Origin of the sequence: Streptomyces sp. DH12 (assembly GCF_020873895.1) — a bacterium.
GTDB lineage: Bacteria > Actinomycetota > Actinomycetes > Streptomycetales > Streptomycetaceae > Streptomyces.
Window position 1 is genome coordinate 1 of sequence record NZ_JAHWGT010000441.1, and the last position, 616, is coordinate 616.

Annotated in this window: 1 protein-coding gene; it reads left to right on the forward strand. The window is 77.4% G+C overall.

Annotation, left to right across the window (positions count from 1 at the left end; genetic code table 11):
• Positions 1-616 (forward strand): HAD hydrolase-like protein (locus tag LPA54_RS35060; RefSeq protein WP_228984646.1); only part of this gene is annotated, 616 nt, incomplete at both ends.

A 616-nucleotide genomic window follows, 5' to 3' on the forward strand; every position in this document is an offset into this window, starting at 1 on the left:
GGCGAGGGCCTGCGGGTGGCGCTGCGCGAGCGCGGGCTGGTGCCGGTGGAGTCGGCGGACGACGACCCGGTGGCGGTCGTGCAGGGGTACGGCGGCCCTGAGCTGGTGTGGGGCCGCTTCGCCGAGGCGTGCTACGCCGTGGCGCGCGGGGTGCCGTGGTTCGCGTCCAACACCGACCTGACGATCCCCAGCGGCCGGGGCATCGCGCCCGGCAACGGCGCGGCGGTGGAGGTCGTGCGGATCGCCACCGGCGCCGAGCCGCAGGTCGCGGGCAAGCCGCTGCCGCCCATGCACCGGGAGACGATCCTGCGCACGGGCGCCGAGCGGCCGCTGGTGGTGGGGGACCGGCTGGACACGGACATCGAGGGGGCGTTCAACGGCGGGGTGGACTCGCTGCTGGTGCTCACCGGCGTGACGGACGGCGCGCAGCTCCTCGCGGCGCCGCCGCACCATCGGCCGACGTACGTGGACGCCGATCTGCGGGGGCTGCTGACCGGTCAGCCCGAGGTCGTCGAGGACGGCGGCGGTTTCCGGTGCGGCGGGTGGACGGCGGCGGCCGGCGCCGGGCGGCTGGAACTGGACGGGGACGGGTCGCCGTTGGACGGGCTGCGGGCGC